This is a genomic window from Candidatus Uhrbacteria bacterium, assembly GCA_016699205.1.
Classification (GTDB): domain Bacteria; phylum Patescibacteriota; class Patescibacteriia; order 2-12-FULL-60-25; family 2-12-FULL-60-25; genus CAIXDN01.
Genome location: CP064964.1, coordinates 565,863 through 579,545, shown reverse-complemented (window position 1 = coordinate 579,545; position 13,683 = coordinate 565,863). Strand labels below are relative to the sequence as shown.

Sequence of the window (13,683 nt, the reverse complement as noted above, 5' to 3'; positions counted from 1 at the left end):
CCTTCAGAGGCTTATGCGCGTTGCATAAACCCCTGAAAGGTGTAATATTTTACATGGAGGAAGTAATGGTACAGGTACGAAAGCTCCTTTACACCCTGAGCAGCATCGTGCTGCTCATTGCCTGCAGCACCAATCCGTCGACCCTTCCGGTCAGCTCGACCAACGCCGCTCTCACGGCGGACATCGAGTCGTCGGGTTCGAGCGGTGGCGTCGCCGGCGGGGAGCTCGTTCCCGTCAACGATGTCATTCTCACCTCGGACCCTGGTGATCCGGACACGAGTGTTCCCACGCTGACCCTCACCGGTCAGGCCAATATCACGGGCTCCTTCCGCGCGAGCGACTTCGCACGTGTGGTGGAGAACTGCTCGCTGTACGACGATGCGGACAACCTCATCTCGTCGGCGGTCATCCCGGATGCTTCCGGTCGCATGGCGTTCACCGGTCTTTCGGTGCTCGTTCCTGCGATGGGGGAGCTGCGTCTCGGCGTCCGCTGTGACTTCGACAGCGCGCTCGACAATCCGTCGGGCGAGCTCGTCACGGTCGGCATCGCGGACGTCGTCGACATCGAGGCTCTCGGTATGGACATGGGCGCCGTGCCCGTGAACGTCACCGCGGAAGCCATGCGTGAAGCCGGTGCAACGGGAGAAGATCCCATGCTCGGCGTTCCCGTTGCTCCAGCCGGCGACATCGTCGTCGAGTTCGATCCCGCCAGTCCCACCGGCATGATCGTTCCCGACGGCACGCTCCAGCTCATCGCGAGCGGAACGATCACCGCCACCGGCGAGAACATCGTTCTCGAGCAGGCGAGCATCACCCTCGCAGGTGATCCCGCCTCCTACGACGACATTGCCGTCTTCATCGGCGGCGAGGAAGTCGGAACGGCGGTCGCCGGCGCAGACACGAGCATCGACATCACGCTGACGGGTGGCATGTCCATCCTGAATCGCGACGTCGAGCAGCCGCTCGAGCTGCGCGCGCGTCTCGCGACGCTCGTGCCTCGCTCGTCGGTCGGTTCGGCTGCTGGCACTCCGGTGTCCGGCAACCGCATCGCCCTCGGCTTCGAGAGCGTCAGTGGTACTGGCGCGACTTCGGCCGCGCCCTGCACCTCGTCTTCCGCGCCGACCACGGGCAACACGCTCGTGGCACGCGGAAGCTCGCTCTCGATCGCGCTCGAGGAAGTGACGGATGCGATGCTCTTCCGGGGCCGCTCCTTCACCTTCCTGCGCATGACCGTCACCGGCCGCGGCGAGCTCGGACGCATCCTGCTCGAGTTCGATCGCACCATGACGCCCGACTACGCGACGACCACGCCGTCGTACTCGTTCTACGGCATGAACGTCCTTCGGGACGGCGGACCGGTAGACTCGGCCACGATCTTCGCAGAAGACGGAACCGATCTCCGTAGCGCCGTCTACCTCTTCCCTGCGCCGGATGTCGCACGCGCGTGGCTCTCCTTCCCGGGAGGCCTCGCCGTCGACGGTACGGCCGTGATCGAGGTACAGATGGCGCTTCAGGGCGACATCCTCGGAACGGACGTCCTGTCCATCGGCATCGCTGCCTCGACCGCAACCGACACTGCCACCGGCTACCTGGCCGATGATATCGTCGGTTCTGTCGGCCCGCGTCCATCCGCGTCCATCGACCAGGGAACGGACTCCGGTCCTGGCGGCGCGAGCGCTTCGTTCGTCGTCGCCTGGTCCGATGTGACCGATTCCCCGCACAACACGCTCACCGCAACGACTGGCGGTTCGCGCGACTGGATCAACGAGTACGGACTCGGAGATCTCTCGCTGCGCACCATCGCCATCGCGCCCTAACGGGCACCCTCTGAAACGCCGTCCCGACTCTGTCGGGGCGGCGTTTCTCATTTCACGGGATACCTTGCCCTCTGGCCCCAGCTAGGCCACCATATCTGCATGAAACGCCTTCTCTTCTCGCTTGTCTTTACGCTTTGCGCTTTTCAGGCGACGCATGCGGCCCACGCCGCCGAGTCCATCACGGATTTCCATGTAGAAGCCAAGCTAGACGCTGACCGCCGTCTCACGATCACCGAGTCGATCGACTACGACTTCGGCGATCTCCAAAAGCATGGGATCTATCGTTCAATTCCGGAACGCTATTCCCGTAGCGGGACCAACTTTGATCTCCACTTTAATATCGGAGATTCATTACAGGATGGGAAATTTGCCACGCAAAATTACACGCGAGGGCGAGCATCGCAAAATTCGTTTGGGCGATGAAGACATCACCATCACCGGAAAGCACCAGTATACGTTTAACTATTCCACCGTTCGTTCCATTAACGATTTCCCGGATGACAAAGAGCGTGAACTCTATTGGAATGTCACCGGAAACGAGTGGCAAGTCTCGATCGCCAAAGCCAGCATGCGCGTCGAGCTTCCCGCTGCTCCGACCAATACCATCTGTTTCACCGGCGCCTATGGCTCAACCGAGCAAGAGTGCGATATCAACGTTCAGGGAACCACGCTAACGGTTTCCGCGCGCCGTGAACTCGCGCCTGGCGAGGGCCTGACGTTCGCCGTCCGTCTTCCGGATGTAGCGATGCGCGACATCGGTTTATCGGAGCATATACTCTTCTTTATTCAAGACAACCTTCCGCTTTTTTCGCCATTACTTGTCTTGATCGCGATGATCATCTTCTGGTGGAAATACGGACGCGATCCAAAGGGCCGCGGAACCATCATCGCCGAGTACGAGGAGCCGGAACAGCTTCCGCCTGGCCTGCAAATTTCTTTGGTCGATCAGCAAGTCCCGTCCAAAGCCATCACCGCAACACTGCTCGATCTCGCTCGCCGCGGCTACGCCAAGATCCGCTTTGAAGGCGATCCAAATGAAGACGGTTGGTTCAAGCCAAAGGCCAAAGTGTATTACGAAAAAGTAAAAGAGCCGGTTGGATTGGCACCATACGAGCGCACGCTTTTTGACGGAGTATTCTCTGAGGGCGATTCCGTCGATCTTTCCGAGCGGCACGACTCTTTCTGGCAAGATCTGCAAAAAGCCCGCAAAGAAATATTCGATGATCTGCAAAAGCGCGGGTACTTTGGAAAAGATCCATCAGTCATTCGATTCCTTTGGACGGCCGTCGCGATCGGCTGTGTTGCACTCGGTTTCTTTTTGATCGGGGCTTTTGGAGAAATGTTTATTTTCTCCGGCATCGCATCCGGTTTGATCGTGATGCTATTTGGTTGGCACATGCCGCGAGTCACAAAGGAAGGTGCTGTGATTGTCGAGCGTGTTGAGGGCTTCAAGAAATTTTTGTCTGTTACGGAAAAAGCCCGTCTAGAATTCACGGACGCTCCAGCCAAACGGCCAGAAGAATTTGCCCGCTTCCTGCCCGCCGCTGTTGCCTTCGGAGTAGAAGAAAAGTGGGCCGGACAGTTTGCCAACATTCAATTACCCAAGCCTTCATACGTGACTGGATCGACAAATGCCTGGTCAGCCGTAAGTTACGCTCACGCGATGGAATCATTCCATCAATCCTCATCATCCTCGATGTACTCTGCGCCTTCTTCATCCGGTTCCGGCGGTTCCGGATTCTCGGGCGGAGGTTCCGGTGGCGGCGGGGGCGGCGGCGGGGGAGGAAGTTGGTAAGAAAAAAACGAGGCCCCGATCCATTGCTGGTCGGGGCCTTGTCAGTTAGGTTGGTTTCTTGCTTCGTTCGAGAAGTGCCTCGAACTCGGCTTCACGTTGAGCTTCGAGCTCATCTTCGGAAAGGGCGGTAGGCGGCGGAGGTGCTACCGACACCGTGCGGATGCGGGAGAACACGTCTCCCAGCTCTTCGTCGAGGAGAGCGTCCTCGACCTCTGCGTCTCCAGGAGGGATCGATTCGGTTGTGACGAGTGGCTCATCCGGCGGAATCGTGTCCCGATCCGGAGAATCCTCGTCGACCATGACGACATCTTCATCGTCGACGGTCTCGGGCTCTTCCGGCTCGGGAGCACGATTCTGCTTGGGGTCCACGGTTCACCGCTTCTGGATCGGCGGCGGACCGCTCTTGTCCCGCTTGTTCTTCTTGCTGCCGCGCTCGGCATCGTCGGCGGTCACCACCATGGTGGGTTCGTCGGAGTCGTCGTCGACGAGCGCGGGGTGCTCGCTGGCGGCCTTGTCGTTCGCGAGCATCTCGTCGAGCTCGACGTCCATGCCGCTGCCGTCGGTCGCACCGACCACGACTTCGGGGTCGCCATCGGAGGTTGTGCTGGGAGCGGGCGGCACGACGGAGTCGAGCGCCTCGGGCGGAAGCGCCGAGATTTCCGGCTTGGGCACCTCGACGTTCACTGCCGGTACCTTGATCCACCCAAGCTGCTTGGCGAGCTCGATGATCGGGCGGCCCAGCTGGCTGATCTCGATGTGCTGCGTGAGCACCGTCGGCGTCATGACCTCGAGCAGCTTGGCGGCCGTGAAGGCCTTGCTTCCTGTTGCGTTCATGCTCGAGCTGTCGCGGCCCGGATCCGTCTTGCGGAGCAGGGGCTCGCCGTTCTGGAGAACGGCCTCGAGCACTGCGGTACGCACCGCGTGCGGGATCTTGTCCGACATGAACAGTCCGACGCCGAGCTTGGTCACGAGGTCGAGATGGGTCATCGGACCGAACATCTTGTGCTCGATCACGAAGTCCCACACATCCGCCATGAACTTCTTGTCGAACTCGTCACCGCTGTGCCAGCCCGAGTAGAACCACAGCTCGAAGACCTTGTCGCCCGGGAAGAAGTGAGCGATCTCGTCCGTCGAGATGCCGTTCGGCGTACCGTTCTCGTCGAAGAGATCCTCGGCCGTCGCGGCCTCGGCCTCGATCGCGTCGTGGATGAGCTCGAGCGCCATCATGTGCGTCCGGTCGAGATCGAGCTCCGGCGAGAACTTGCGCTCGAGGATCTTGCGATGCGTGCGCGTCACGCGCTCGACGATGTCGAGCAGACGCGTACGCTCGACCGCCACGCTCGTGATGAGCGTCTCGAGACCAAAGTGCGAGAGCATGCCCTTCGGTGCCACGAGCTGATGGGCGCGCACGCGGTTGAGGGCGAACGACTGGAACTTCTGCGGAATCGGGAGGTCCTTCGTCTGCATTGCTGGCCTTTCTTCGCATGTTTTGCATGCGATAACTTCACAAGGTGCGACGTAGCTTTAGCAAAAAATCGTCCTTTTGTCAATCGTCCTTATATAGGATCGATCGGGCTGTAACCCTTGCCAAAACCCATTTTTTCTGTTATCTTGGGCCCGCCTGGCAAAACAGATGATCGCCTTTGTTCGCAAGAACAGGGGAGGAAAGTCCGAGCTCCGAATCCGTCGCAAGGCGGAGGAAAGCGAAAGCGGTTAACGACCGCCGGGATATAAAGCAAATGGAAGGAACACGTGTCTCTCCATTTACGGAAACCCAGGGAAAGTGCCACAGAGACTATACTAGCCCCGTGACGCGCAAGCGTTTTACGGGGTGAAACGTGAAAAGTGCGGACAGGTGGTGCGGCGCAAGCCGTTCTGCGAGTCCGCTCGGCTGCCGGTAACGGCAGTTTGCGGCAAACCCTTTCTGGTGCAAGAGCAAGAGTCGGTGATCGCAAGATTGCTGGCAATGGTCGCTCGCTAGAGCCGTGCAGTAATGCGCGGCCCAGAGAGATGGTCATCCTGTCTGCTGCAAAGCAGGCACGACAAAACTCGGCTTACCGTTTCGCCCGGCACAAAAACCCCACCGCAAGGTGGGATTTTTGTTTGGATTTTACGCGCCCGAGACAAGACGATAGACTCGGAATAACACTCTATGCGCAAATGGATTCCTGTTGTTCTGTTGTTTATCGCGGCTTTAGGCGGAATTTGGTTCTGGTCGCTCGGCTCATTGCCGGAAGAGGGTATTACCCTCGCACGCGTCAGTGAGAAAACCGGAACGCTCGAGCGTCTTCGTGACGGTGCAGCCCCCGTCGCTATCAATGTCGACGATACGCTTATGCAAGGCGATCGTATCCGCACGAGCAGCGAGGGCAGCGCATCTCTCGATTGGTTTGGCCAAGGCGAGAGCCGCATCTCGACCTCGACAGAAATCCTGATCGAGAAGCTCGGTCAAACAGAAGACGGTAATGTAATATTGGACTTACGTCTTGAAGCCGGACGCATCTGGTCGCGCATGCAGACATTGCTCGATATCGACGCGCAAGCCGTAGTTCATACAAATGATGTGATCGCGACCGTACGCGGAACCGCTTTTGATTTGGAAAAACACGGCAATGAACCAACAACGCTCTGGGTTTCCGATTCCGTCGTTGAGGCTTCGGGTCCAACCGTTGCATCAACAGCAGAAGGACTCCTTGTGGTAGAGGGTTCGATGGCAAAATTTGGCGGCGCGTATCGCACAACATCCACCATGCCGATTAGCGCATCAGGTACGGCAAGCGCTTGGTTCACCGAGAACAGCGTATTGGATAAAAAATTCAATGAACGTGTCCGCAGTGCCTTTCGTACCTCGCTCGGTCTTGGTCGATTGCCGCGCCCAGGTGTGCTCCGCTTGCTCAGTGATGCCTCCGAGCGTCTGCGCGGTCCTTCGGTTGGTGCGCGCATGATTCTCCGTCGTCTCGCCATCATCCGCGATGAGGCAGAAACGGGTGCAGAGGGGAGAGCGGCAGAAGACTTCACGCGTCTTGAGCGCGACATTCGCGCCCAGCTTGAATCTGGTAAACCAGCCGTCATGCTCGCTCTGCGCCGCGCTCTCGTCAGCAGCCGACGACTGTTCGAGGACGTGCTTCCGGAAACACCGGCCTATCGTTACAAACAGGCATTGGAAGATCTGCGCGAGCGTGTCGCAAAAAATGCCGCCGAACGCATCTTCCTCCGCCTGCTTTCTATCGGAGATCGGCTCGATGAAGGTTTGATGGCCCTTGAAAGCGGCGACAAAGATCTGGCAGGACGTATGGCCGGCATCGCTGAACAATCCCTTGTAAATCTTGGCCGTGAATTACAGCAGCTGCCGGAAGGAGAGAAGGGGACGCCAGTCGTAAAAGCAAAAATGCGCGCCCTCGCCGCCAGAGCTGCAGCCCTAAGAAGCCGCTCTGTTGAGACACCCGTTGTCTTGCCAATAGAGGCGACTTCCACCAACATGCAAGTCGATACCAAGGTTCAATTCCTGATCAACGGCAAACCTCTTTAATCTATGAAACGCTTTCGCATCGCTTTACCAGTTATCGTCGGACTAAGCGTCGGCTTTGTCGGGATGCTCGGCCTTTTGGCCGGGCTCTTTGATACCGTCGGCTCGCGCGTCACCGACCGCTTCTTTCTTCCGCGCACCGCTGACCCATCTGCCATTATTGTGGCGATCGACGACGCTTCGCTTGGCCGCATTGGTCGATGGCCATGGCCGCGTTCCGTGCACGCCCAGCTTATCGATCGTTTGCGTGAAGCAGGCGCGAAAGTCATTGCTCTCGACGTAAATTTTCCGGAACCATCCGACACCGCCGCTGACACGGCACTCGCAACATCGTTGAAATCTGCAAGGAACGTCGTTCTCCCGGTTGAGCTCGACTTTGTCGTACGCGGTAATACGCTCGTCTTTGATTCCAAGAATACCGTCCAGCCAATCGCTCTGATTCAGGCAGAAAGCAAAGCCGCGGGTTTCAGTAATATCCCGCTCGATACGGATGGCGTTGCCCGCCGTCTTCCAACGCAGTCTCAAGGTCTCGATGGCTCTCAAGTCGTACCTTTTGCCTATGAAACCGCCCGTCTTGCCGGACGCGCTCCAGAAATCGCTTCCATCCCGCTCGACCGCAGCGGAAGAATGCTGATCAACTTCCCGGCTAGCCCTCGCAAAGCTTTTCCAATTGTCTCTGCTGCGGATGTTATCCAAGGTCGTGTTGATGCCGCTCGCTTAAAAGATAAGGTTGTATTCATCGGCGCAACGGCGCGCGACTTGCATGACCAACAAAACGTCGCCACCTCCTTTGGCGACCCGATGAGCGGCGTAGAAATTCATGCCTCGGTTTATGACACGCTCGTACAGCGCAAATGGCTTGTCCCGGTCTCGCTCTGGATTCAGGGATTGTTGTTGCTGCTCGTCGGTCTCTTGCTTGGTCTGCTCGTCCCTCGTGTAAAAGCTCGCGCAAGCGCCATCGTTGCGCTCGTGATTTGGCTTGGCTGGATCATCACATCTTTTGTTCTCTTTGATCGCGGCTACGTTCTCGACATCGTCTGGATTTCCCTCGTTGTCTTCTTTGGCTACATGGGTCTCTTGCTCGAGCGCTGGCTGGAAACCGATGCTCAGCGCAAGCAAATTCGCGCTGCCTTTACGCGCTATGTTTCACCTTCCGTCGTCGAGCAGCTCGTTCGTGAGCCAGAGCGCTTGAAGCTCGGCGGCGATCGCCGCCGCATGTCTGTACTTTTCTCCGACCTGCGCGGCTTCACAACCTTGTCGGAAGGACTTACTCCGGAGCAGTTGGTCGACGTTCTCAATACCTACCTGAATGAGATGACCAATATCGTCTTTGAAGAAGGGGGAGTGCTCGACAAATACATCGGTGACGCCGTCATGGCTTTCTGGAACGCCCCGCTCGACCAAGCCGACCACGCCGCACGCTCCGTCCGTACCGCCATCCGTATGCGCGATAAACTTGAACAGATGAATAAGGAGGGCGCGTTTCCAAAAGGCATTGAGCTCAAGGTGGGTGTCGGTGTAAATACGGGCGATATGGTCGTCGGCAACATCGGTGCCGATGTCCGCTATGACTACACCGTTATCGGCGACAGCGTAAACCTTGCGAGCCGCACAGAAAGCTTGTGTAAGGAGTACGGCGTGCAAATCATCATCACCAAAAACACGCTCGACATGCTTGATGAAAGCTACATTACGCGCGAGCTCGATTCCGTAGCCGTCAAAGGCAAAAAAGAACCGGTACGTATCTTCCAAGTGCTTGGCATGGCTGGTGAAGTCGAGGATAGCCACATCAAATTCGCCAAACAATTTGAAACAGCTCTGAACCATTATTACGGCCGCAACTTCACAGAAGCCGCCGCAGAATGCGAGAATCTTCTCCAGATCAAGCCGGACGATCTCACGACGCAGCATCTCCTTGAGCGTTGTCATATCTATCAAGAAACGCCTCCTCCGGCTGACTGGAACGGCGCCTGGGTCATGACAAAGAAATAAAAAAATACCCCGATACGTCGGGGTATTTTTTTTCTTGCTATCTGCCTAATCCGACACGGTTGCGCACCAGTTTTATTTTTTCAGCTGCCAAGCCCTGTGCTGTTTCACGGCCTGCATCGAGAATGCGCATGAGCTCATGCGGATCACTCTGGAATTCCTGCATGCGCTTGGTCACGGGCTCAAGATGGGCAACAACCGCCTCTGCCAAAGCTTTCTTGAAGTCGCCATACCCCTTGCCTTCAAACTCCGACTCAATCTGCTTCATCGTGGCACCGGTCACATGATGATAAATCGTCATCAAATTCGAAACCGCCGGTTTTTTGTCGATGTCATACGTAATTCCGCCAGCTGTATCCGTCACAGCACGCATGATTTTCTTGCGGATGATGTCGGCACTGTCGGAAAGCAAAATTTTGGATGTATCTGAAGGATCGCTCTTGCTCATCTTCTTGGTCGCATCCTGCAAACTCATGATGCGAGCGCCATGCTTTTGAATCCAAGCCTGAGGAATCTGGAATGTGTCACCAAAACGCTCATTAAAGCGGCGAGCAAGCACGCGAGCCAGCTCCAAATGCTGCATCTGATCCTCGCCAACCGGAACCGCGCTCGTATCGTACAAAAGAATATCAGCCGCCATGAGTGCCGGATACGTAAACAATCCTGCTCCCGCTCGTTCCGCACCGCCCTTCGCTGATTTATCTTTGAACTGCGTCATGCGTTCCAGTTCTCCCATCTTGGTAAGTGTACCCAAAATCCAACCAAGCTCCGCATGTTCCGGAACTTCGCTCTGTACAAAAATCGTTGAGCGTTTTGGATCGATGCCGCTCGCAAGATATGCGGCGGCTACATCAAGAATATTCTGGCGCAATTCCTTTGGCTCCTGCGGAACCGTAATTGCATGCAGGTCGACAATACAGAACAGGCACTTATGATCATGCTGTATCGGAGCCCACTGCTTCAGCGCGCCAATGTAGTTGCCGAGATGCAGCTGGCTCGTCGGCTGAACTCCGGAAAACACCAAGTCTTTCATATGCGGGTATGGTAACGAAAGGCGGAGGAATAGCCAAACTCAAGCGAACGATTGACAAAACAAGGGAAATACGGAAACGTAAACGGCGGTTCATTCAAAGGGGACCAAATGGGAACGACGGATCGGATTGCCCTACGCAAGCGCCTGACACTCGACTGGATCATCGATTGGTTGGACTTGTTGGTCGATAGCGGGCTGGACAAGGATCTCGTCGACGCCATGCTTAGCAACAAGAGCCTGAGCGTGGCGGCCATCAACGCGATGAAATCTTTGCACAAATCAAATCGCTCCAAGCCTGAGCGTCCGGTCGGCAAGGAATTCGTCTTTGATGTCCCCGAGCATCTCGGTAGCCGCCTTTACCGTAAGGCTACGGTCACCGAGGGTTGGTATCCGGAACGTGTAATGAGGCTCGCGCCCAATACGGAGCGCACGGCGCACATCAAGAAGAATGTCCGTGGCAGACTTTTGCCAGCATCTCTGAATACGTTCAATGGTCCAGAGATCGTTGCCCGTCTTCACGCGGAAGGACTCGGCTCCGGGACGCTCGAGCAACTGCTCGGTTTCGTGACCGCCTATCGCGACATCAGCGAGCATTTCATCATCCTGGCTCCCGGCACCGTGAGCACGGACATGGAGGGTTTTAGCTGGTGCTTCCCCAGCTACCGCACCTGGTACCCAAGCGGCGCCCCCGAGCACGTCCTCAGCCTCGACCTCGTCACCGACCGCGAGGTCTTCCTCCTTGGCATTGTGCCGCAAGACTAAGAAAGCGCCCCCGCACAACTGTGCAGGGGCGCTTCTTCTTTTGGTTATCCACTTGACTGGGCAGGCAAAAAGTGGAACGGAGTGTATCATATGAAAATGAAAACCTCGCCGAACGATGTTTCCAACCGAGAGATCCTTAAAGAGTTAAACCGTCTTAATGAAAAGATGGATACGGGTTTTTCGAAGATCGACGGGAAAATTGAAGGGTTGGATGGGAAGGTTGCGAGCCTGGATGGGAAGATAGCGAACTTGGATGGGAAGGTTGCGAGCCTGGATGGGAAGATAGCGAACTTGGATGGGAAGGTTGCGAGCCTGGATGGGAAGATTGATGGGGTACATATGGAAACTATGGAGGCTATTCGCGAGTTGGCCGATCAGTCAGATAAGATGGAGTTTCGTATTAACCGCGTGGAATCGCGCATGGTCACCAAAGACTATCTAGACGACAAATTGGCTGATCAATACTCCAAAATTATTGCACATACGGATAAACGTATTGAAAAAGCCTTAAGCTAGCAGAAGCAGCGTTTTTCATAGAAACTAGCCCCGCATAACGGGGCTAGTTTTAGGTGTTTTATTTGATTGACAAAAAGGCTAGTTTTGCGTTTATTTTTATATTAAAACCAAAACCCCCTCTCCTTACGAAGGAGAGGGGGTGAGGTGGTCTTAAACCTCAATAATCACCGGAATCACCATCGGACGAAGCTCTGTTTTGACGAACAGGAATTCTCCCATTTCATCGCGCAGCTTGTCTTTCACGTAGGCCATATCCGGCGGTCCTTTGGCATCCATGCTCTTCAGGATAGCCGTCGCTTTCACGCGGCTAGCCTGGATAAGTTCAAGATGCTCTTTCATATAGACGAAACCGCGGGAAATAATATCCGGACTCGCGACTGGCTGACCCGTGCGTCCATCAACGACCGCAACAAGGACGACGACGCCATCTCCGGCAAGCTGCTGACGATCGCGCAGAACAATCTGGTTGGTGTTTCCAACGCCGAGACCATCGACGAACACATAGCCCGTCTCAAGCTTCTTGTTGGTCAACATTCCGTTGCCTTGTTTGTCGAACTCCATGATCTGACCGTTGTCAGCGATGAAGATATTTTTCGGATTAAATCCGTTTTCAATCGCGACCTTGGCGTGATCGCACAAGAACGAGTAGTGACCCTCGATCGGAATAAGATATTTTGGCTTGATCCAATCGTGGATTTCCTTCAAGTCATCCTGCTGGGCGTGTCCACCGGCGTGAACGTCCATCATCTTGTAGTGAATGACATCCGCACCTTCACGATACAAGGTATCTTTCACGCGCTGCACCGAGCGTTCATTGCCCGGAATAATCGAGCTTGAGAACACAATGGAATCTCCTGGTTCAATCGAGAGAATCGGATGCTCGTGATTCGCGATGCGCATAAGCACGGCACGTTCCTCGCCTTGTGCTCCGGTACAAACGACGGCCGTTTTCTCGCGCGGATACTTGCTGATGTCCTTTGTATCGATCAGCGTACCTTTCTGAATATCCATGTAACCCAACTGCTGGGCGATCAGGATGTTGGAACGCATCGAGAAGCCTTCGATCGCAACTTTGCGTCCTTGGCGTTCACAAGCTTTGATAATCTGCTGAACACGCGCGATCATCGACGCAAACGTACCAATAATAACGCGGCCTTTGGCATTCTTGATGATCTCGTCGATGTTAGTCTGAATAACCTGTTCCGCAATCTGACGACCGGGCTTGGAGGCATTGGTCGAGTCACACATAAGTGCGAGCACTCCGCGTTCACCAAGCGCTTTGATTTTTTCCGTATCCTGCTTGGACTGTGCGCCCGGCCTTTCTTCTATAGTAAACGGAGCCGGGTGGACGATGATACCGGCCGGAGTCGTCACGATCACACCCATAGAAGAGGGGATCGAGTGCGCAACGCCAAAGAATTCGATCTTGAACTGCCCAAGTTGAATTACGTCATCCGATTTTACGGAGAATAAATTCAAGCGCGGCTTGTCCTTATGATCTTCCTGACGCTTGGCAATAATGCCGCAGGTCAAATCGGTTCCAAAAATCGGAGGATTATTGAGCTTCGGAGCCAAATGCGGAATACCGCCGATGTGGTCATAGTGCGCATGCGTAATGATGATGCCGCGAACATTCTTTTCCTTGCCTTTCAAGCTAGAGATGTTCGGAACGATGTAATCGACGCCCGGCATATCGTCATCCGGAAACTGAAGACCAAGGTCGATGAGAATAATGTCATTGCCGTATTCCAGCATCGTACAGTTACGGCCGACCTCTTCATTTCCACCGAGAACAGCGACCTTCAAGCGATCACTGCCAGGTTCAAGAATATCGGTGTCCGTTCCTGTCTTAAGATGTGGCTTGTTCTTGAAGGTCGACATGCGCGGCATGGCTTCAAAAGCACCGCCCATGCGGCGATTCTTTCCGCCGCCATGTTTCTTGACCTCATGCTTGTCAGATGGACCGACCGGACCTTCTTCTTTAGCAAAGCCCTGTTTTAGGCTTTGGCTTTCGGTAGCTTTAAACTGAGCACCAAGCGGTTTGGCTTGGGTGCGGGTTGGGATAGGCTTGTCGAAAAGTGATCGACCGCCCCTGGATCCGCCACGGCTGCCGCCTCGGCCGCCGCCGCTAAATGGGCGTCCGGCAGGTGGCTTGCTCTGCGGTGTTTGATTGTTTTCCATGTTGGAATTGATACGAAACGATTAGGCAAAACGCCCAAAAAACGCGTTTTGCAGGTCTGTAACT

11 protein-coding genes and 1 other RNA gene are annotated in these 13,683 nt (G+C 55.7%); 8 read left to right on the top strand and 4 right to left on the bottom strand.

The window, feature by feature from the left end; genetic code table 11:
* The first annotated feature begins 65 nt into the window (after positions 1 to 65).
* The 3 genes from IPH19_02930 (at position 66) to IPH19_02920 (ending at position 3,612) form a co-directional block, all read left to right on the top strand.
* The gene (locus IPH19_02930) at positions 66 to 1,817 is read left to right on the top strand and encodes a hypothetical protein (GenBank protein QQR60346.1); all 1,752 of its coding nucleotides are present in this window, start codon (positions 66 to 68) and stop codon (positions 1,815 to 1,817) included.
* A gap of 99 nt (positions 1,818 to 1,916) precedes the next feature.
* On the top strand, positions 1,917 to 2,240 hold the full coding sequence (locus IPH19_02925; protein QQR60345.1) for a DUF2207 domain-containing protein: 324 nt from the start codon (positions 1,917 to 1,919) through the stop codon (positions 2,238 to 2,240).
* Positions 2,185 to 3,612, top strand: a complete 1,428-nt coding sequence (locus IPH19_02920; GenBank protein QQR60344.1) for a DUF2207 domain-containing protein — start codon at positions 2,185 to 2,187, stop codon at positions 3,610 to 3,612. Before IPH19_02925 ends, IPH19_02920 begins: the two co-directional genes overlap by 56 nt.
* Before the next feature lie 45 nt (positions 3,613 to 3,657).
* Here the strand turns inward: IPH19_02920 and IPH19_02915 are convergent, their stop codons facing one another.
* Together IPH19_02915 and IPH19_02910 are read right to left on the bottom strand one after the other, a co-directional pair.
* A complete protein-coding gene (locus IPH19_02915; GenBank protein QQR60343.1) occupies positions 3,658 to 3,981 on the bottom strand; it encodes a hypothetical protein in 324 nt (107 codons plus the stop codon).
* A gap of 3 nt (positions 3,982 to 3,984) precedes the next feature.
* Positions 3,985 to 5,079 carry a hypothetical protein gene (locus IPH19_02910; GenBank protein QQR60342.1) on the bottom strand — a complete coding sequence of 365 codons (1,095 nt, stop codon included), beginning with the start codon at positions 5,077 to 5,079 and terminating at the stop codon, positions 3,985 to 3,987.
* 154 nt (positions 5,080 to 5,233) lie between these two features.
* Between IPH19_02910 and rnpB the strand changes: the two genes are divergently transcribed.
* The 3 genes from rnpB to IPH19_02895 all read left to right on the top strand — a co-directional run bounded on the left by rnpB (position 5,234) and on the right by IPH19_02895 (position 9,130).
* Positions 5,234 to 5,685: RNase P RNA component class A (gene rnpB / locus IPH19_02905), an RNA gene on the top strand.
* 79 nt (positions 5,686 to 5,764) lie between these two features.
* Complete coding sequence (locus tag IPH19_02900) at positions 5,765 to 7,141, top strand: FecR domain-containing protein (protein QQR60341.1); 1,377 nt, start codon at positions 5,765 to 5,767, stop codon at positions 7,139 to 7,141.
* Between the two features lie 3 nt (positions 7,142 to 7,144).
* Positions 7,145 to 9,130, top strand: coding sequence for an adenylate/guanylate cyclase domain-containing protein (locus IPH19_02895; protein QQR60340.1), 1,986 nt, complete (start codon positions 7,145 to 7,147; stop codon positions 9,128 to 9,130).
* 37 nt (positions 9,131 to 9,167) lie between these two features.
* Here the strand turns inward: IPH19_02895 and trpS are convergent, their stop codons facing one another.
* On the bottom strand, positions 9,168 to 10,160 hold the full coding sequence (gene trpS, locus IPH19_02890) for a tryptophan--tRNA ligase (protein ID QQR60339.1): 993 nt from the start codon (positions 10,158 to 10,160) through the stop codon (positions 9,168 to 9,170).
* A 51-nt stretch (positions 10,161 to 10,211) separates the two neighbouring features.
* On the opposite strand from trpS, the gene IPH19_02885 reads away from it, so the two are divergent.
* Together IPH19_02885 and IPH19_02880 are read left to right on the top strand one after the other, a co-directional pair.
* Complete coding sequence (locus IPH19_02885; protein ID QQR60338.1) at positions 10,212 to 10,922, top strand: hypothetical protein; 711 nt, start codon at positions 10,212 to 10,214, stop codon at positions 10,920 to 10,922.
* A gap of 90 nt (positions 10,923 to 11,012) precedes the next feature.
* Complete coding sequence (locus tag IPH19_02880; GenBank protein ID QQR60337.1) at positions 11,013 to 11,438, top strand: hypothetical protein; 426 nt, start codon at positions 11,013 to 11,015, stop codon at positions 11,436 to 11,438.
* 150 nt (positions 11,439 to 11,588) lie between these two features.
* On the opposite strand, the gene IPH19_02875 is transcribed toward IPH19_02880, so the two are convergent.
* Positions 11,589 to 13,619, bottom strand: a complete 2,031-nt coding sequence (locus IPH19_02875; GenBank protein ID QQR60336.1) for a ribonuclease J — start codon at positions 13,617 to 13,619, stop codon at positions 11,589 to 11,591.
* Positions 13,620 to 13,683 lie beyond the last annotated feature (64 nt).